The organism is Streptomyces sp. NPDC000878, from assembly GCF_053599695.1.
In genome coordinates, this window is sequence record NZ_JBSFMT010000034.1 from 13,663 (window position 1) to 31,386 (window position 17,724).

Genomic DNA, 17,724 nt, shown 5'->3' on the forward strand with positions numbered 1-17,724 from the left:
CCAAGGGCGGTCACTTCTGCAGGACCGACAGATCCTGCTCCGCGTCCGGCACCGCCACCGTCCCCCGGTCGTCCGGGAGCGTCTGGATCGTGAACGCCGGGACGCCGTCCGCCGGGGCCGCGAGGGTTCTGGACGCGTAGACGGCGCCTCCGGAGACCCGCTCGACCGTCAGCGCGTACGTGCCCTTCAGCCCGGCCGGGACCGGGAGTTCGACGTCCTGGGTGGTGCCGCCCTTGATCGTGTACGTCTTCGTCGCCGCCGTACCGCCCTCGCTGCCCACGGACGCCGTGACCTTGACCTGGGCGGCGCTGCCGGGGGCGGTCAGGGAGAGCGTGGTGCCCTTGGCGGTGTTGGCGGCGGCCGTCGCGCGCGCGGAGACCGGGCCCGTGGCCGGGATGAACGCGGTCTCCTGGTTGGCGCCCTTGCCGCGTACGACCTTCAGGGCGGCGACGAACGGCACCGAGTTGTCGGTCGGGGTGAGCACCAGGGAGCCGGCCTCCCCGCGCGTGACGTCGCCGAGGTCGACGGCGGCGGTCATGCCCGCCTTGATGTGCAGCGTCTCGTTCCCGGCCGGGGTGATCAGGCCGTTCGGGGAGGCCAGGCGCACCTTCAGGTCGGCGTCGCTCTCACTGGGCGTGAAGGCGATCAGGCGCACCGAGGTGGCGTCCTTGGGGATGCCCGGCAGGACCAGGCTGCCCGCCGGTTCGGCGGACGCGGTCAGCCAGTCGCCGCCGGTCTTGGCGTCCAGGGCCTGGACGGCCGCGCCGACCCGGCCGCTGCGCACGCTCACGTGCACGGTGAGGTCGGCCTGCGGTGCGTCGGTGAGCGTGGACAGCAGGATCGGCTCGCTGCCGTGCGGCGGGACGGTGATGCCCTCGCCCACGTCGGACTTGAGGGTGCCGTCCGTGCCGTACAGCTCGATGTCGACGACCGCGGCGGAGTCGTCCGGGTTGGTCAGGTGCACGTAGTCCGTACGGTCGGCGGCGGTGCTTGCGCCCGGGAACCAGAACTCGGTGTCCGGGACGGTGCAGTTGATGCCCAGCAGGCCGCGTCCGGTGCCCGCGGCGACCTCGGTGGTCTCCTGCACGGCCCAGCCCGGCGCGAACCTGCCCTCGGCGGTGCCGACGAACGCGGGCGTGTCACCGCCCGAGGTGTCCCCGGTGACCGGCTTGCCGGGCTCCTTGGGGGTGAGGACGGGCTTGACGGCCTTCGCCTTGCCCTTCGCTCCGGTGGCGGACTCGGCGGTGGCGGCGGCCAGTTCGGCCTTGCCGTCACTCCCGGTGCCCTCTGTGACGGGCGTGAAGGACGTGTACGTCGTGTCCGCGAGGTCGGAGGTGCTGGGAGCCGGGCAGAGCAGGTTCGTGCGCTCCACGGGCAGCTGGGCGGCTGCCTTGGCGGTGCCCGCGTCGGCCGTGTCCGGTGTGCTGAGCGAGGCGAACCCGGTGACGGCGGCGAGCGCGGTCGTGCCGGCGATCAGGGAGATGGTGGTGCGGTTCACTGCTGGCTCCCGTCGGGGTGCTCACCCTGCGGGTGGGGCTGGTGTGGCTGCGCCGGGTCGTACGCGGGGTCGTAGCCCTGGGTGTACGTCTGGTCGTAGGCCGTCGGCTGGGGCGAGGTGCCGTACGCGTACGGGTCGTACTGGCCGTTCTGGTACGGATCGCCCTGGTACGCCGGGTCGTAGGTGCCCGGCGGGTACTGCTGGGTGTTCTGGTACTGGTCGGCGCTGTAGCCGTCGTACTGGGTGCCCGTGTAGGCCGCGGTGTTCCATTCGTCGCCGTACGGCTGCTGCTGCGGGACCGCCGCCGGGACCTCCTCCGCGGGGGGAGGGACGTCCGTCGGGAACTCGGCCTGTTCGTCGGTCTGTTCGGCCTGGTCGGCCTCCGCCTGGGCGCGCAGGCGGCGGGCGCGGCGGCCCTCGCCGGTGGTGGCCTGGGCGGGGATCTCGCGCTCTTCCTCGGGCAGGTCGTCGTCGACGTCCCGGCGCCGGCCCGGCAGGGCCATGACGACGAGGACGACGGCGAGCGAGCCCTGCGCCCACAGCCAGGCGGTGTGGCCGATCGGGGTGTCGAAGGTGACGTCCAGCTTCCCTCCGGAGGAGGGAAGCTCGAAGCCCTGGGCCCAGCCGTCGAGGGTGGTGGGGGTGAGGGGCCTGCCGTCCAGGGTGGCCGTCCAGGCCTCGTCGGCGGAGTCGGCGAGGCGCAGGACGCGGCTGCCGGAGCCGGCCGGGATCGTGGTGTGGATGTCGACGGGTCCGGCGGCGACGGGCTGCGCCTCGCCGGAGCCGGACGCCGGGACGATGGCGGCGCGCGAGACCTCCTGGTCGACGCGCCACAGCGCGCCGCCGTCCTGCTGACTGAGCCTGCTCAGGCCGGGCGTGGCGTCCAGGACGCGGCTGACCTGGCGGGGCGCGCCCCGGTGGACGAGGACGTAGCGCACGGCGAAGCCGCCGAGTTCGTCGGCCTGGTCGGCGCCTGAGCCCGCGACGAGGTTGGCGACGACCTTGTCGAGGAGCGCGTTCTCACCGCTCTCGGCGGCGAGTTCGCCGTCTCCGAGACGGGCGCCGGAGCCACGGACGAGGGTGTAGCCGACGCGGGCGGTGGAGTCGCTGGCCAGGACCAGCGTGCGGGCCTGGTCGCGGGTACCGCTCTCCTCGGCGACGAACGCGGGCACCTGAACGGGGTCGCGTCGTTCCAGGGGGCCGTCGGCGCCGCGGATCATCCAGCCGGCGGCGAGCAGCAGCGGGCCCGCGGCGGCGGCGAACGCGATCAGCGCGGCGACCGGCTGGCGCCAGCCGAAGCTCTGCTCGGCCACGCGCGAGCGTGCCCCGTCGGCGCCGAGCGCGGCGGCGGCCAGCAGGGCGAGGCCGTAGACGAGGGTGGCGGGGCCGGCCCACGCCGAACTGTTCGACAGGACCGCGAAGACGAGCGCGACCAGGGCGACCGCCCAGGCGGTCCAGATGCCGAACTGGCGTTCCGTGCGCAGCAGGGCGGCCAGCGCCGCCAGCACGACGCCGATGAGCATCAGTCCGCTGACCGTGCCGGGGCCGCCCGGGTTGGCGCTGAGGAGGTCGAGGGCGCCCGCGGTGCCGGAGCCGTACTCCAGGCCGGCCTCCTGGAAGAAGCCGAACGGGAGCAGGGAGAGCGACCAGGGCGCGAGGACCAGCAGCGGTACGCCGAGCTGGGCCAGGAAGCGGAGGCCGTAGGCGGTGATCTCGCCTCGTCGTACGACGAGGAGCGCGACGCCGAGCAGCAGGGCGATGGGCCACACGATCGGCGTGAAGGCGGTGGTGACCGTCAGCAGCAGCGTGTACGCCCAGGTGGCGCGCCAGCTGCCGCGCGCTCCCGAGGCGTGCGTCAGACCGCTGGCCGCGATGCCCGCGCGGGCCGCCAGCGGGAGGAGGACGGCGAGTACGGCGGTGCCGATCCGGCCGCCCGCGAGGGCGCCGGTGGCGGCGGGCAGGAAGGCGTAGACGACGGCCGCCCACGCGCGCAGGAGGCGCGATTCGACGAGCGGGCGGGAGGCGAAGTACGCGGTGAAGCCGGCCAGCGGCACCGAGGCGATCAGCAGGACGGTGACCGCGAGGCCCGTCGAGCCGAACAGCGTGGAGGCGAGCATCGCGACGAGCGCCAGATAGGGCGGCGCCGACGAGGTGTCGCCCACGCCCACCGGGTGCCAGGCGTCCAGATAGCGCGCCCAGAGTTCGGCGGAGTCGGCCGGGGCGGGCAGCAGGGCGCCGCCCGCGAGGGCACCGCCGCCGAGCAGTTCACGGCAGGCGACGAGCGAGACGAACAGGAGGACGAGGAAGAGCACCGGGCCGGGCTTGCGGGCGACGCGCTTGAGCCGGACGAACTGCTCGACCTCCAGGAAGTCGGCGTCGTCACCCCCGGGACCCGACTCGACCGCGCCGCCGTGCCGCCCCGCACCGGAGGTCACCTCGGGGTCGGAGCGTCCGCCGAACTCGCCGGCGGCCTGTTCGATGGTGGCCCGCACGGTCGCGCCGGGCGGCGGGAACAGTGCGCGCAGCTCGCCCTTGTCGATCTGCGGAACGCCTCTGCGGCGACGCCCGGCGATGATCCGCTCGGGCCGCAGCAGGGTGCCCAGGAGGCCGCGGATCTCGTCGACGGCCTGTCCGGGTGCCTTGCCGACCAGATACGCCACGGTGCGCAGCAGGGTGCCGAGGACCACGCGCAGCAGCACCCAGGGCAGCTGTGCCGTACGGCTGTTGACGAGCAGGGTGTAGACGGCGCCGGCCTTGTCGACCTTGTGCGGGGACGCGGAGGTGCGGCCCACGCAGTCGACGGTGCGGCGCTCGCGGGAGGACGCCTCGGCGTGCCGTACGACCGCCTCGGGGGCGACGAGAACCCGGTGGCCGGCGGCGGTGGCGCGCCAGCACAGGTCGACGTCGTCGCGCATCAGGGGCAGCCGGCGGTCGAAGCCGCCGAGTTCCTCGAAGACGTCGCGGCGTACGAGCATGCCCGCGGTGGACACGGACAGCACCGGGCGGACGTGGTCGTGCTGGCCCTGGTCCTGCTCACGGCGGTCCAGGCCGGTCCAGCGGCGGCCGGAGTTGGCGATGGTGACGCCGACTTCGAGGAGCTGTCGGCGGTCGTACCAGCCGCGCAGCTTGGGGCCGACGACCGCGATGTCGTCCCCGCGGCCCAGTTCGTGCTCGGTCTCCACGACGCGCAGCATCTGGGCGAGGGCGTCCGGGTCGGGGGCGCAGTCGTCGTGCAGCAGCCAGAGCCATTGGACCGGCTCCCCGTAGGGCAGTTCCGGCATGTCGTACGCGTCGTCGCGCCAGCTGCGGGTGACGGGGTCCCAGCCGCTGGGGCGCTTCAGGTACGTCAGCTCGTCCGGGGTGAGGACGGGCGCGGTGCGGTTGGCCTCCTCGACGGCCTGGCCGAAGCCGGTGCGGCGGGCGAGGTGCAGGACGCGGTCGGCGCCGAGGGCGTCGGTGACCAGCTGGGCGGAGTCGTCCGCGCTGCCGGTGTCGGCCGCCATGACGTTCTGCACCGGGCGCTCCTGGCCGAGCAGCCCGGCGAGCGCGTCGGGCAGCCAGCGGGCGCCGTCGTGGGAGACCAGCACCGCGGTCACCACGTGACGCGGGAACTCGGGCGTGGTGGCAGTGCCGTAGTCGGCTGCCGTGTGGCTGTGCGCGGACATCGAGGTACGGGCCCCGGTTCGGTGGACTGTGGTGGACGCCTGAGCCCTCTGTGAGCGGCGGGGCGTCTCGGACGAGCAGCCACACTAGCGGCTGGGCACCACAGCGGCCCGCCGCCTGTGGATAACCCACCCGCGACGGGCCGTTCGCTGCGCTGTCCTGCGTTTGCGTTGCGTTGTGCCTTTTACGTGGAGCCCGGTGCCGTACGCCTCAGACGGCGGCCTTCTTCAGCCGGCGGCGTTCGCGCTCGGAAAGGCCGCCCCAGATGCCGAAGCGTTCGTCGTTCGCGAGGGCGTACTCGAGGCACTCGGAGCGGACCTCGCAGGCGAGGCAGACCTTCTTGGCCTCGCGGGTCGAGCCGCCCTTCTCGGGAAAGAAGGACTCGGGGTCGGTCTGGGCGCACAGCGCGCGCTCCTGCCAGCCGAGTTCCTCGTCCGCGTCGTCGACCAGCAGTTGCTGCACCGTCTCGGTCATGTGCGCCCCTCGTCCGTCTTTCGCGTCCCCGTGAGGTTGCCGTCAACCGATATCGGCCGAACGACACGAGTGAAATTACAAGTGTGCTGCTCCGGGCGAGTCAAGCCGAGATCTGCTATTGGGCCCCTTATTCACTCTGCGGAACCAAGGCCATGCGGAAAGTGTTCAAATCGGCATAAACCTTGACAGGCAGAGGAGGCCCCTGGAGGACGACCGCCCCCGCACAGAGCCTGTACGGGAGAGGACGCCCAGAAGTTCGATCTCGTTCCGAGATCGGTGCGCCTGGTTGTGCGCCATGTGTCCCCGAAGGTGCACGCACAAACCTTTCACCTCGGAGATGAACCGGATGAGGTGAAACATGTCCCACATACCGGGCGTCGAGTTGACAGTGAAGGTGTGAACCGCTGTTCTTGTGGGCATGCTCGCGAACTCGGCACTCACCTCGACCCGCCCCGTGCGGTCCCCCGGTGCTGCCCCTGCTCGCTGTAGCTGTTGTTGCTGTTCCAGCTGTTGAGCCCAACGCGCTCCGGCTGCCCTTGAGTCCACCGCGACTCGGCTGCTGTTCCCCCCGAAGCCCACATCAGGGCTCTGTTTTTCCCGGCCTTCCCGCCCGCGACCCGGGCGGACGGTACGCGACACCCAGCCAGCCCCCACACTTCTCCCGCCGAGGACCTCCGCATCCATGAACAGCGACAGCGACCTCCAGATCGCCGGCGACATCCTCGAAGTACCGCACCTCCTCCAGGCCCCGCGCGAGCACCCGGCCACCGTCGCCGACTTCGTCGGCCTGGCCCGCACCATCGCCGAGGACCGCTCCCAGTGGGCGCACCTCGTCCAGTACGACGCGACCTCGCGCTGGTACCACCGGCTGCGCACCGGCCCCGGCTACGAGGTGTGGCTGCTGTCCTGGGTCCCGGGCCAGGGCAGCGGGCTGCACGACCACGGCGGCTCGTCGGGCGTCCTGACGGTCCTGGACGGTCAGCTGACGGAGCGGACGGAGCGCGGCACGCGCGCGTTGCGGGCGGGTGCGGTGGGGGTCCCCCCGGTCGAGCGAAGCCGAGACTGGGGGAGGGTGTTCGCTCCGGGGTACGTCCACGAGGTGGTCAACGACGCGCTCGAACCGGCCGTGAGCCTGCACGTCTACTACCCGGGTCTGACGGAGATGCCGATGCACGCGGCGCGCTGCGCGCCGTCGGCGGCCGTGACCGGCTGAGGAGCGGGGTCGTACTCGTGTGAGACCGGTCTCCACGACCGGGGGACGCGTTGTCGTACCCGCCTGCAAGACTTGTCCGCATGCGCATTGTGGTTCTGGCAGGCGGCATCGGTGGTGCCCGGTTCCTGCGCGGTCTTCAGCGGGCCGTGCCGGACGCGGACATCACCGTCATCGGCAACACCGGGGACGACATTCACCTCTTCGGGCTGAAGGTCTGCCCCGACCTCGACACGGTGATGTACACGCTCGGCGGCGGCATCAACGAGGAGCAGGGCTGGGGGCGAACCGACGAGACCTTCCATGTGAAGGAGGAGCTGGCGGCGTACGGTGTCGGGCCGGAGTGGTTCGGCCTCGGCGACCGGGACTTCGCCACGCACATCGTGCGGACGCAGATGCTCGGCGCGGGCTATCCGCTGAGCGCCGTCACCGAGGCACTGTGCGACCGGTGGAAGCCCGGGGTGCGGCTCATCCCGATGTCCGACGACCGCGTGGAGACGCATGTCGCCGTCGAGGTGGACGGCGAGCGCAAGGCGGTCCACTTCCAGGAGTACTGGGTACGGCTGCGGGCGTCCGTGCCGGCCGAGGCGATCGTGCCGGTCGGCGCGGAGCAGGCGAAGCCGGCGCCGGGGGTCCTGGAGGCGATCGCCGACGCCGACGTGATCCTCTTCCCGCCGTCCAACCCGGTCGTGTCCGTCGGCACGATCCTGGCCGTGCCCGGGATCCGCGAGGCGATCGCCGAGGCCGGGGTGCCCGTGGTGGGCCTCTCCCCCATCGTCGGGGACGCGCCCGTGCGCGGGATGGCCGACAAGGTGCTCGCGGCGGTCGGCGTGGAGGCCACGGCCGCGGCGGTCGCCGAGCACTACGGCTCGGGGCTGCTGGACGGCTGGCTCGTCGACACGGTCGACGCGGGCGCGGTGGAGCGGGTGGAGACGGCGGGCATCCGCTGCCGTGCCGTGCCGCTGATGATGACGGACGTGGAGGCGTCGGCGCAGATGGCCCGTGAGGCGCTCGCGCTGGCGGAGGAGGTGCGGGGCGCGTGAGCGGTGAGCTTTTCGGTGAAGGCGGCGCGGTCGGTGGGGCCGCTGAGGGTGCCATTGGTCGCGGTGCCGTCGGTGGTGGTGCCATCGGTGGTGGTGTCGATGGCGGGTATCGGGTGTGGGCCCTGGGTGGGCTGCCCGAGGTTCAGCCCGGGGACGATCTCGCGAAGCTCATCGCCGCCGCTGCGGGGCCCGGGCTGCTCGACGGGGACGTACTGCTCGTCACCTCGAAGATCGTGTCCAAGGCCGAGGGGCGGGTCGTGCAGGCGGTGGACCGGGAGGCCGCCATCGACGCCGAGACCGTACGGGTCGTCGCCCGGCGTGGCCCACTGCGAATCGTCGAGAACCGGCAGGGGCTGGTGATGGCCGCGGCCGGCGTCGACGCCTCCAACACGCCTTCCGGGACGGTCCTGCTGCTGCCCGAGGATCCCGACGCGTCCGCGCGGGCGATCCGGGACGGGTTGAGGGACGCCCTGGGCGTCAACATCGGGGTCGTCGTGACCGACACCTTCGGGCGACCCTGGCGCGCGGGGCTCACGGACGTGGCGATCGGCGCCGCCGGCGTGCAGGTGCTCGACGATCTGCGCGGGGGCACGGACGCGTACGGCAATCCGCTCTCCGCGACCGTCGTGGCGACCGCCGACGAGCTGGCCGCCGCCGGGGATCTGGTCAAGGGCAAGGCCTCGGGGCTGCCCGTCTCCGTCGTGCGGGGGCTGGCGCATGTGGTGACCGACGGCGGCGAGGAGGCGGGGGCTCGGGCGCTGGTGCGCGACGCCCGCGACGACATGTTCCGGCTCGGTACGTCGGAGGCCGTACGGGAGGCGGTGACCCAGCGGCGTACGGTGCGGGCGTTCACGGACGAGCCCGTCGACCCCGGTGCGGTACGGCGGGCGGTCGCCGCCGCTGTCACCGCGCCCGCTCCTCATCACACGACGCCCTGGCGCTTCGTACTGCTGGAGTCGCAGCGGTCGCGGACCGAGCTGCTCGATGCGATGCGGGACGCCTGGATCGCGGATCTGCGGCGGGACGGGAAGAGCGAGGAGTCCATCGAGAAGCGGGTGCGGCGGGGTGAGGTGCTGCGGGGGGCGCCGTATCTCGTGGTGCCCTGTCTGGTGATGGACGGGTCGCACACGTACGGGGACGCTCGGCGGGACGGGGCCGAGCGGGAGATGTTCGTGGTCGCGACCGGGGCCGGGGTGCAGAACTTCCTTGTCGCGCTCGCCGGGGAGCGGCTCGGGTCGGCGTGGGTGTCGTCGACGATGTTCTGCCGGGATGTCGTGCGGGAGGTGCTGGGGCTGGAGGCCGGGTGGGATCCGATGGGGGCGATCGCGGTCGGGCATCCGGCGGAGGCTCCGCGGGCTCGGGTGGATCGGGATGCGGGGGCGTTTGTCGAGGTTCGGTGAGGTTGGGGGTGGTGGGGGCTTCTGGCTTCTGTCCCCTTAAGGGTTTGTTTCCTCCGGTTAGGGACGGCTTTCGTGGCAGGACGGTTCGCTCCTCGGCCCACTCGTACGACCGTGCGGGGTGGGCATGTCGTCGTGCCCGGCGGAGTGCCTCGGCAGGCCGTTGCTTCGGGGCTCGCTCGGACCTGGGCGCCCGGTGTGCCGCTCGATCTCGGGCTCGTTCTGGGGCCGTTGCGGCGGGGGCCGGGTGATCCCACGTTCCGGGCAACGCCCGACGGGTCCGTGTGGCGGGCCAGTCGTACGCCTGACGGGCCCGGAACCTTGCGGGTCGCTCTGCGGGACGGGGTCGTTCGGGGGGAGGCCTGGGGGCCCGGGGCCGAGTGGTTGCTTGAGCGGTTGCCCGGGTTGCTGGGGGCGGACGACGATCCCGAGGCGTTCGTGCCTCGGCACCGGGTTGTCGCGCTCGCCCGGCATCGGCGGCCGGGGTTGCGGCTGACCCGGACCGGGCTGGTCATGGAGTCGCTGATTCCGTCCGTGCTGGAGCAGAAGGTCACCACCGACGAGGCTTATCGGGCTTGGCGGTTGCTCGTGCGGAAGTTCGGGGAGCCTGCGCTTGGGCCCGAAGGCCTTCCCCAAGGGTTGTTCGTTGTGCCTGCTGCTCGGGACTGGGCTCTGATTCCGTCCTGGGAGTGGCATCGGGCCGGCGTCGACAACAAGCGGGCCTCGACGATTCTGCGGGCGGTTCGGGTCGCGGGGCGGCTGGAGGAGGCTGTGGCGCTGGATCCGGAGCGGGCTCGGGCTCGGCTGGAGGTGGTTCCGGGGGTGGGGCCGTGGACGTCGGCGGAGGTGGTGCAGCGGAGTCATGGGGCGGCGGATGCGGTGACTGTGGGGGATCTGCATCTGCCGGGGATTGTGGGGTTCGCGTTGGCGGGGGATCGGGATGCGGATGATGAGGTGATGTTGTCGTTGCTGGAGCCGTATGCGGGGCAGCGGCATCGGGCGGCTCGGTTGATTCTGCTGAGTGGGAGGGTGCCGGGGCGGCGGGGGCCTCGGATGCGCAAGGGGGATATTGGGCGGCTTTGATTTCGCCCCCGCCGCCCTTACCCGTCCCATCCTTCTGGGGGCTGCGCCCCCAGACCCCCCTTTGTCGCGCTGAACGCGCTCGTCCTCAAACGCCGGACGGGCTGGAGGGTGCGGGCCGGTGCTGAAGTGCGGCGGGGGCGGGTGGGCGGGGAAAAGGGTGGGCTGAGCGTGCTTGTCCTCGAACGCCGAGCGGCGCTTGACCTTTCAGCGCCGGCCCGCACCCCCAGCCCGTCCGGCGTTTGAGGACAAGGCCCGTTCAGGGCCGTGGCGGGGGTTCGGGGGCGCAGCCCCCGAGGATGGGACGGGTAAGGGCGGCGGGGGCGAAAAGCGCACAATCGCCACCCCGCCAACCGCGGCCTTACGATGGTGGACATGACCGCTTCGCCTGGCCGCCGTGTCCTGCTCGCCGCCCCCCGGGGCTACTGCGCGGGCGTGGACCGCGCCGTGATCGCCGTCGAGAAGGCCCTGGAGCAGTACGGGGCCCCCATCTATGTCCGGCACGAGATCGTGCACAACAAGTACGTCGTACAGACCCTCCAGAAGAAGGGCGCGATCTTCGTCGAGCGGACCGCGGAGGTCCCTGAGGGGTCGATCGTCATGTTCTCCGCACACGGCGTCGCCCCCGTCGTCCACGACGAGGCCGCCGCAGGCAAGCTCGCGACCATCGACGCGACCTGCCCCCTCGTCACCAAGGTCCACAAGGAAGCCGTCCGCTTCGCCAAGGAGGACTACGACATCCTCCTGATCGGTCACGAGGGCCACGAGGAGGTCATCGGCACCTCCGGCGAGGCCCCCGACCACATCACCCTCGTGGACGGTCCCAAGGACGTCTCGAAGGTCGAGGTCCGCGACCCGTCGAGGGTCGTCTGGCTGTCCCAGACCACCCTCTCCGTGGACGAGACGATGGAGACCGTCGACGCCCTCAAGGAGAAGTTCCCGCAGCTGATCTCCCCGCCCAGCGACGACATCTGCTACGCCACGCAGAACCGCCAGCTCGCGGTGAAGCAGATGGGCGAGGAGGCGGAGCTGGTGATCGTCGTCGGCTCCAAGAACTCCTCGAACTCGATCCGTCTGGTCGAGGTCGCGAAGCTCGCCGGCTCCCGCGAGGCGTACCTCGTGGACTTCGCCGACGAGATCGACGAGGCATGGCTGGACGGCGTGTCGACGGTCGGCGTCACCTCGGGCGCGTCGGTCCCCGAGATCCTGGTGGAGCAGGTCCTGGAGTACCTGTCGCAGCGCGGCTTCGAGGACGTGGAGCTGGTCAAGGCGGCGGAGGAGTCCATCACGTTCTCCCTGCCGAAGGAACTGCGCCGCGACCTGCGCGCGGAGGCGGCGGAACTGGTGGCCCAGCGCACGGGGTCCGCCCCCGTCACCCCCGCCACCACCACTACGCCCCCCTCGGGTGAGTGACTGTCAGTCGTACGCCGTAACGTAGAGCCATGCACATCTTTGGCGTGGACATCGGCGGGTCAGGGATCAAGGGCGCCCCTGTGGATCTGGACAGGGGCGACCTCGCGGAGGAGCGCTTCAAGGTGCTGACCCCGCACCCGGCCACGCCCGACGCGGTGGCGGACGGCGTGAAGGAGGTCGTCGGCCACTTCGGCTGGACGGGCCCGGTCGGGATCACGTTCCCGGGCGTGGTGACGGGCGGCTCGACGATCCGTACGGCGGCGAACGTCGACAAGAACTGGATCGACACGGACGCGCGCGCGTTGCTGAGCGACCGGCTGGGCGGCCTCCCGGTGACGGTGCTGAACGACGCGGACGCGGCGGGCGTCGCCGAGATGCAGTTCGGCGCCGGACGCGACCGCAGAGGCACGGTCATCCTCCTTACCTTCGGTACGGGCATCGGCAGCGCCCTCTTCTGCGAGGGCGTCCTGGTCCCGAACACGGAACTGGGTCACCTGGAGCTGCACGGCCACGACGCGGAGACCAGGGCGTCCACCAAGGTCAAGGACGACAACGAACTGACGTGGGAGCACTGGGCCCACCGCGTGCAGAAGTATCTGGCGCACGTGGAGATGCTGTTCTCCCCGGAGCTGTTCATCATCGGCGGCGGAGTCAGCCGCAAGTCCGCCAAGTTCCTGCCGCTGATCGAGGGCATCAAGGCGGAGATCGTCCCGGCGCAGCTGCAGAACAACGCGGGGATCGTGGGCGCGGCGATGCGGGCGGCCAAGGAGGCGTGAGGAGACGTAAGGGGGCGTGAGGGGGCGGTCGGCCGGGAGTGACCGAGGGCTGGCCTACGCGGTCCTGCCTGCCCGATTCCGGTCCGGCCGCCGGTTCATCAGGCGCACCTTCCGGACGGTCGCGATGACGCCCGCGACGAGTGTCCCCCCGTACAGCCACCCGGCCTGGGTGGCGAGTGCGGTGACGATGCCCATCAGGCGGGCGAAGACCCCGTCGCCGTCGGCCACGGGCAGCAGGCCCACGGTGAAGGCGATGGGGACGACGACGGGCGCGGTCACCAGGTCCGCGCCCCGCACCCAGGCCGCGGTCAGCACGCACACCGGCAGGAACAGCACGCCGTACGCCGTCAGGGACGCCCCGAACAGCAGCTGGTCGAGACAGCCGAGCGCGAACATCAGCGCGGCGCAGAACAGTCCGCCGCCGAGCCCGGTGAGCCGGGGGTTCGGCATCCGCCGCAGGGCCTGCACGACCGGCGGAGCGGGCCGTCGGCCACCGGCCGCGGGACGCCGGGATCCGGCCGCCGCCTGCCCCGTGCCTCCCCGGGCGCCGCGTACGGGCCGGGCCGGGCCGGAGTGCGGGGGACGGTGTCGGATCCTGTGTTGCTCCACTGGACCAACCTAGGTCGGCCTGTGCACGGAGCAGCCCCTCAGACACGCCGGGACACGTCGAAGCCGCGCCTGACAGCGCCCAGGACACACCGACGCACGGACCGCGAACAGACTGACGACCAGACTCACGAACAGGCCTTGGGCAAGCGTTCGATACGGCGCCGGGCAGGGGTGACGACAGCCCGTAGACTGAGGGACGGTCTCCACCCTCCTCACCCTCCTCTCGTACGGGAAGTCGCAACGTGTCGCTCACGATCGGAATCGTCGGTCTGCCGAATGTCGGCAAGTCGACCATGTTCAACGCCCTGACCAAGAACGACGTGCTGGCGGCCAACTACCCGTTCGCCACGATCGAGCCGAACGTCGGCGTGGTCGGCGTCCCGGACGCGCGCCTCGCGACGCTGGCCGAGATTTTCGGCTCGCAGAAGATCCTTCCGGCGACCGTCGACTTCGTCGACATCGCGGGCATCGTGAAGGGCGCCTCGGAGGGCGAGGGCCTGGGCAACAAGTTCCTCGCGAACATTCGCGAGTCCGACGCGATCTGCCAGGTCATCCGCGCCTTCCAGGACGAGAACGTCGTGCACGTCGACGGCAAGGTCTCGCCCAAGGACGACATCGAGACCATCAACACCGAGCTGATCCTCGCGGACCTCCAGACGATCGAGAAGGTCCTGCCGCGCCTCCAGCGGGAGTCGCGCATCAAGAAGGACATCGGTCCGAAGGTCGCGGCGGTCGAGGCGGCGAAGGAGATCCTGGAGAAGGGCGACACCCTGTTCTCCCAGGGCATCGTCCAGGGCTCGGGCAACGAGGAACTCCTCCACGACCTGCACCTGCTGACGACGAAGCCCTTCCTCTACGTCTTCAACGTCGACGAGGACGAACTGGTCGACGAAGCCTTCAAGGACGAGCAGCGCGCCCTGGTCGCCCCCGCCGAGGCGATCTTCCTCAACGCGAAGCTGGAGGCGGACCTCGCCGAGCTCGACGAGGAGGACGCGAAGGAGCTCCTGGAGTCGGTCGGCGTCGAGGAGCCCGGCATGGCGACCCTCGCCCGCGTCGGCTTCGACACCCTGGGCCTGCAGACCTACCTGACGGCCGGTCCCAAGGAATCCCGCGCCTGGACCATCAAGAAGGGCGCGACGGCCCCCGAGGCGGCCGGTGTGATCCACACCGACTTCCAGAAGGGCTTCATCAAGGCCGAGGTCATCTCCTTCGCGGACCTGGTGGAAACGGGCTCGGTCGCCGAGGCCCGCGCCAAGGGCAAGGCCCGTATGGAGGGCAAGGAGTATGTGATGCAGGACGGGGACGTGGTGGAGTTCCGCTTCAACGTCTGAACTCCACCACGTCGCTGACCTGGGGAAACAGGATTCCGAAGTACGGCTGGCCGGCGATGCCGGGTTGGTTCAGTCGGGCGTCGGCCGTTCGCTTCGTCTTCTGTGACTGCCTCGAAAGCGAGGCCGTCACAGATTGATCGTCCGGGCTTCGATCGGCCTGTTCCTGATGACGCATCACGTGGAATGCGTTGCCATCCTTCATGGGCTTCAGCCCTCCCTGTGGCCGCACTCTCGACGGCGGGATCAGCGGCTTCGCGATTGGTCCCGAGGGATGGAAGCGGTAACGAGCGCGGACGAGTCCGGGCCGGTCCTTGGGCAGAGCCCGTATGCGGCGTCACTGGCGGTGACGCGATGCCGACGTCTGGACTGCCCCCGGCTCTTTCGGGCGGGCGCACCCTGGGACCGCCGCCCCGCCGGACGCTGAACCGGTTCGATGCCGAAGGTCCCGTGCCCAACAGTGGTGGGTACGGGACCTTCGGCAGCTGTGAGGATGTTCCGCCGCTGTCAGACGAAGAGTGGTGTCGGGTTCAGCTTCTCGTACGAGGTCGGCTCTCGGAGACGACCGAGCGCCACCGGCACGTCGAACAGGCGGCCAGGCGCGAACCGGGCCCAGAAGTGCCGCAGGCCCGGCACGATCACCTTCACCACCGGCAGGCCCAGGTCGGGACGCAGCTGGTCGAGGACCAGGAGTTCCAGACCGGTGGCGTGGACCAGTTCGGTGATCGCGTGCACATCGTCGAGGAGGTCGGGGCGGTGCGGGGTCGGCCAGTGTCCGGGGCCGCGCGGCGTCACCTGCGGATCCGGCGTCAGGTAGGGCTGGTTGGCGACCGTGGCGTGCCGCCACCAGCGCGTCGGCTCGGGGTCGTCGATCCGGTATCCGGACCCGTCGGGCAGGACGTCGGACACCGCGGGAAGCAGTTGCCCCATCTCGGTGAGCGCGCGCCGCAGTGCCGTCCGCGGGTCGAAGTGGGCGCCGAACCCGAAGATGACGTCCTGGGCCGGCTTGTCGATGCGACGGGAGAGCGCCGCCATGACGGGGATCCCGAAGTCCGAGGTCAGGTCGAGGACCCAGATCTCCCGGTGGACGCGCCGGTATCCGTGGCGCAGCCGCTCCACGTAGGACTCGTCGAAGGCGTCCAGGTCGACCAGGGGCTGCCGGGTGCGGTTGTACCACCACAGGGCGACCGCGTCCCGCTCGACCAGTTCGAGGAAGCCCTGCAGGAGGGCGTCCTCGGGGCTGCTGCCGGCGGCGTTGCCGTTCGAGTCGGCCCACAGGCCGTCGTCGATGATCTCGGTGGCGGTCCCTGGGCCCGTCCGTGTTCCTGTCCCTGTCCGTGTCCCTGTTCCCGCGCCCGCGAAGTAGAGCATCGAAGTGGGCAACAGACGCCGGGTGTTGTGGGTCAGGGACCAGACGGGGGTCCAGTCGGTGGGCAGTGTCTCGTCGAAGGGGGCGCTGACGTGCTGGAACCGGGAGTGGGTCGCGTTCCAGAGCTCCCGCTGGGCGTACTGCCGGTCCGCGTACAGCTGGCAGTCGTTCGGGTGCACGGCCGCTGAGCCGAGGCCGCGGTAGGAGTCCCGTACCACCGGCTCGTCACCGTGCCGGGTTCCGCTGTAGCGCTCCACCGCCTCGCCCAGGGCGCTGGCGCGGGCCTCCGTCTCGTTCAGGCCCTTGCCGCCGCTGAGCGCGCGCAGGCCGGAGCGCAGCCCGGCGAGCGTCGCGGACCCCATCGCCAGGTTGTGACCGGAGACGTAGGAGGTGACGAAGTCCGGGCAGCCGGGCGCCTTTCTGATCTCCTTGACGACACCGGTCACCGGATTCACCAGATGACCGTACGTGCCGAGCATCTGCTGTGCCGTCAGCGCCCGGTGGCCGTTGCCGACGGTGACGGCCTTGAGGCGTGTGACCGGCCGGAACGGGGCGCGCACCCGCCGGGCGATCAGATCCGCGTCCCCGCACTCGGGACACTGCGGGCGTCGACTCACCGGATGCGAGGCGGTGCGCAGACGGACGGTGTCCATCGTGTGGATGTGGCCCTGCTCCGGATCGCGTACCCCGGCCAGCCACTTCGTCGTCTCCAGGACGGCGATGCCGATGGCGAGAGAACGTCCTGCGGCCAGGGACGCGACGGGGCGAGGGAGCGGCCCGTCGAGCCCGAGGGCCCGCTGCACCGGCACCTCCGAGTGGCGGTGCCCGCGCAGCCGTACGGAAAGGCAGTGCCAGCAGGGGCCGTTGTCCGGTTGGAACACCGGACCGACCCACGGGTCCGCCCCGCACAGCTTCGCGAGCAGCCATGGCTGCCCGGCGGCGCGGTGTGCCGCGTCCACCGCGGCGAGTTGGGGTGACAGATAGTCGTCGCACAGGACGAGGGACAGGTCGGCGTCGGTGCCGGGCGGGGAGATGGTGATCCCTTCGGCGCGACAGGCCTGCGCCACGGGATCCGCCGCCACTCCGGGCAGCGCCTCGACCGCGACGGTGGCGCCCGCGACGGTGGCCGCGGCTCGGCCGCCGTCCAGGCCGATCAGGTCCCAGTACGCCTCGGCGGCCGGGTCCGTGTGCTGCGGTTCGGGAACGTCGAACCGCAGCAGACCCGCACCGTCCAGGGCACGCAGTGCCGCCTCGGCGTCCTCGATGCCGAGCTCCGGGGCGGCCTCGCGCAGCACGGCATGCGGGCTGCGCGTACCGTCCAGAAGCGGCACCAGGACCTCTGCCGGGTGGCCGTGCAGTGCCGTGACGCCGCGGCGCGACACCAGGTACGTCGCGTCGTCCGGCAGGACCGTGGGGCGGAGGTGGCTCTTGAAACCCACCAGGACACCGTCCCCCGCAGCGAGCACGGGGGACCCGTCCTTCCGTACGTCGGAAGGGGTCACGCGCCGAGCCGCCCGGCCCTCCGCGCGGCGGCCGGGACAGCGCTCTCGGCCTGGATGCAGAACGTGGAGAGCGCGACCATGTGGTCCGCCGCCGAGTCGAGTTCCTCGATCACGAGGACGGACCGGGCGGACCGGGCGGGGCGGGCGGGAACGGCGCTGTCGGCCTTCAACTGAATGCCGGAGGAAAGCAGGTTCATGTCTCATCCCTCGTTGGTGTGGTGTGTGTTCCTTGGCCTCGGTGGTGCTGCGTTCTGCTCCATGGAAGATTCTGCGAAGTCGGCCTCGCTGCGCACAGTGCCGGTGTCATCACTGCGAGATGAAGAACTCACGTGGGGCCGGAGGTGGCCTTTTAAGGCTCCGCT

Annotated in this window: 14 protein-coding genes; 7 read left to right on the forward strand and 7 right to left on the reverse strand. The window is 71.4% G+C overall.

Annotated features, from left to right (window positions below):
* Positions 1-10 precede the first annotated feature (10 nt).
* The 3 genes from ACWDR4_RS27285 to ACWDR4_RS27295 form a co-directional block, all read right to left on the reverse strand.
* Complete coding sequence (locus ACWDR4_RS27285) at positions 11-1,498, reverse strand: DUF5719 family protein (protein WP_450412557.1); 1,488 nt, start codon at positions 1,496-1,498, stop codon at positions 11-13.
* Complete coding sequence (locus tag ACWDR4_RS27290; protein WP_450412559.1) at positions 1,495-5,163, reverse strand: glycosyltransferase; 3,669 nt, start codon at positions 5,161-5,163, stop codon at positions 1,495-1,497. Before ACWDR4_RS27290 ends, ACWDR4_RS27285 begins: the two co-directional genes overlap by 4 nt.
* A 208-nt stretch (positions 5,164-5,371) precedes the next feature.
* On the reverse strand, positions 5,372-5,635 hold the full coding sequence (locus ACWDR4_RS27295) for a WhiB family transcriptional regulator (protein ID WP_010034659.1): 264 nt from the start codon (positions 5,633-5,635) through the stop codon (positions 5,372-5,374).
* Between the two features lie 682 nt (positions 5,636-6,317).
* Here ACWDR4_RS27295 and ACWDR4_RS27300 point away from each other — a divergent pair.
* The 6 genes from ACWDR4_RS27300 (at position 6,318) to ppgK (ending at position 12,554) form a co-directional block, all read left to right on the forward strand.
* A complete protein-coding gene (locus tag ACWDR4_RS27300; protein ID WP_450412560.1) occupies positions 6,318-6,848 on the forward strand; it encodes a cysteine dioxygenase in 531 nt (176 codons plus the stop codon).
* A gap of 80 nt (positions 6,849-6,928) precedes the next feature.
* Positions 6,929-7,888, forward strand: a complete 960-nt coding sequence (gene cofD, locus ACWDR4_RS27305) for a 2-phospho-L-lactate transferase (protein ID WP_405537111.1) — start codon at positions 6,929-6,931, stop codon at positions 7,886-7,888.
* 53 nt (positions 7,889-7,941) lie between these two features.
* Entirely contained in the window at positions 7,942-9,288 is a 1,347-nt protein-coding gene (locus ACWDR4_RS27310; RefSeq protein ID WP_450412680.1) for a coenzyme F420-0:L-glutamate ligase, read from the forward strand.
* Between the two features lie 72 nt (positions 9,289-9,360).
* On the forward strand, positions 9,361-10,368 hold the full coding sequence (locus tag ACWDR4_RS27315; protein WP_450412563.1) for a DNA-3-methyladenine glycosylase family protein: 1,008 nt from the start codon (positions 9,361-9,363) through the stop codon (positions 10,366-10,368).
* 372 nt (positions 10,369-10,740) lie between these two features.
* Entirely contained in the window at positions 10,741-11,778 is a 1,038-nt protein-coding gene (locus ACWDR4_RS27320; RefSeq protein WP_450412564.1) for a 4-hydroxy-3-methylbut-2-enyl diphosphate reductase, read from the forward strand.
* Positions 11,779-11,807: 29 nt separating this feature from the next.
* Positions 11,808-12,554 (forward strand): polyphosphate--glucose phosphotransferase, encoded by a 747-nt coding sequence (gene ppgK, locus ACWDR4_RS27325; protein ID WP_450412565.1) that lies wholly within the window; start codon positions 11,808-11,810, stop codon positions 12,552-12,554.
* A gap of 54 nt (positions 12,555-12,608) precedes the next feature.
* On the opposite strand, the gene ACWDR4_RS27330 is transcribed toward ppgK, so the two are convergent.
* Positions 12,609-13,163, reverse strand: a complete 555-nt coding sequence (locus tag ACWDR4_RS27330; protein ID WP_450412567.1) for a DUF6542 domain-containing protein — start codon at positions 13,161-13,163, stop codon at positions 12,609-12,611.
* A 242-nt stretch (positions 13,164-13,405) separates the two neighbouring features.
* On the opposite strand from ACWDR4_RS27330, the gene ychF reads away from it, so the two are divergent.
* Entirely contained in the window at positions 13,406-14,494 is a 1,089-nt protein-coding gene (gene ychF, locus ACWDR4_RS27335; protein WP_450412569.1) for a redox-regulated ATPase YchF, read from the forward strand.
* Here the strand turns inward: ychF and ACWDR4_RS27340 are convergent.
* The 3 genes from ACWDR4_RS27340 to ACWDR4_RS27350 form a co-directional block, all read right to left on the reverse strand.
* Positions 14,484-14,696 carry a hypothetical protein gene (locus tag ACWDR4_RS27340; RefSeq protein WP_450412570.1) on the reverse strand — a complete coding sequence of 71 codons (213 nt, stop codon included), beginning with the start codon at positions 14,694-14,696 and terminating at the stop codon, positions 14,484-14,486. The genes ychF and ACWDR4_RS27340 overlap by 11 nt on opposite strands.
* 302 nt (positions 14,697-14,998) lie before the next feature.
* Complete coding sequence (locus ACWDR4_RS27345) at positions 14,999-17,326, reverse strand: TOMM precursor leader peptide-binding protein (RefSeq protein WP_450412572.1); 2,328 nt, start codon at positions 17,324-17,326, stop codon at positions 14,999-15,001.
* Between the two features lie 32 nt (positions 17,327-17,358).
* Positions 17,359-17,559 (reverse strand): hypothetical protein, encoded by a 201-nt coding sequence (locus ACWDR4_RS27350; RefSeq protein ID WP_389348495.1) that lies wholly within the window; start codon positions 17,557-17,559, stop codon positions 17,359-17,361.
* Positions 17,560-17,724: the final 165 nt, after the last annotated feature.

Coding starts and splice junctions, on each gene's coding strand:
- ACWDR4_RS27290 (WP_450412559.1), bottom strand. CDS start 5,163: ATGTCCGCGCACAGCCACACGGCAGCCGACTACGGCACTGCCACCACG.
- ACWDR4_RS27295 (WP_010034659.1), bottom strand. CDS start 5,635: ATGACCGAGACGGTGCAGCAACTGCTGGTCGACGACGCGGACGAGGAA.
- ACWDR4_RS27300 (WP_450412560.1), top strand. CDS start 6,318: ATGAACAGCGACAGCGACCTCCAGATCGCCGGCGACATCCTCGAAGTA.
- cofD (WP_405537111.1), top strand. CDS start 6,929: ATGCGCATTGTGGTTCTGGCAGGCGGCATCGGTGGTGCCCGGTTCCTG.
- ACWDR4_RS27320 (WP_450412564.1), top strand. CDS start 10,741: ATGACCGCTTCGCCTGGCCGCCGTGTCCTGCTCGCCGCCCCCCGGGGC.
- ppgK (WP_450412565.1), top strand. CDS start 11,808: ATGCACATCTTTGGCGTGGACATCGGCGGGTCAGGGATCAAGGGCGCC.
- ACWDR4_RS27340 (WP_450412570.1), bottom strand. CDS start 14,696: ATGAAGGATGGCAACGCATTCCACGTGATGCGTCATCAGGAACAGGCC.
- ACWDR4_RS27350 (WP_389348495.1), bottom strand. CDS start 17,559: ATGAACCTGCTTTCCTCCGGCATTCAGTTGAAGGCCGACAGCGCCGTT.